General features: G+C 52.1%; 1 protein-coding gene. It reads right to left on the reverse strand.

The genetic code is table 11. The features are described from left to right. Positions 1-385: 385 nt before the first annotated feature. Positions 386-591, reverse strand: a 206-nt coding sequence (locus GO013_RS17100; protein WP_203529703.1) for a hypothetical protein, incomplete at its 5' end; no start/stop codon positions are given.

Raw genomic sequence — 591 nt, forward strand, 5'->3', positions numbered from 1 at the left:
TGATATTTTAATCCTAGCCATGTCGGCCTCCTTTGAGCTTCACTTTTACTGGTACTGTTACCAGATTAAGCCTTGGAGTGCCGACATGGTATTTTTGTGTCCAATAACCACCCACCCGGTCAAGCCCTGCCTCCGGCAGCTTGTCGAGGTATGCCTTCGGCGACTGGGGGAAAGGGAGAGACAAACCCTTTGAAAAGGGCTTTTCTCTCCCTTTCCCCCAGACCCCCTATCTCTCTCTTTTCCTAAACTTTTTATGTGCCTTCGGCAGGTGCGCGCGACAGCGTGATGACACGGCTGTCGTCTGGGGTATGGGATGTGGGATGCCTCCGGCGGCCAGAGGGGAACCTCTTGGAAGAGGTTCCCCTCTGGACTCCCCTCCAGAACTTTATATCGCGCCTATCGGCGAGGCCCCACGACATTCATTGAGTGGGATTGAAGAAGGAGGGGGGATATGAAGGAGGGGATGGGTAAAGAAATAAGAGAGCTTTGCTAAAGCCGCGCGCGAAAATTCGCGGCGATCTGTGAGATAATTCCCTCGCCTTTCCTGTTTCATATTTTGAAAGAGTGTTTCAAAAACAAAGGGGTCACGTC

Origin of the sequence: Pseudodesulfovibrio sp. JC047, from assembly GCF_010468615.1 — a bacterium.
In the GTDB taxonomy this organism is placed as follows: Bacteria; Desulfobacterota; Desulfovibrionia; order Desulfovibrionales; family Desulfovibrionaceae; genus Pseudodesulfovibrio.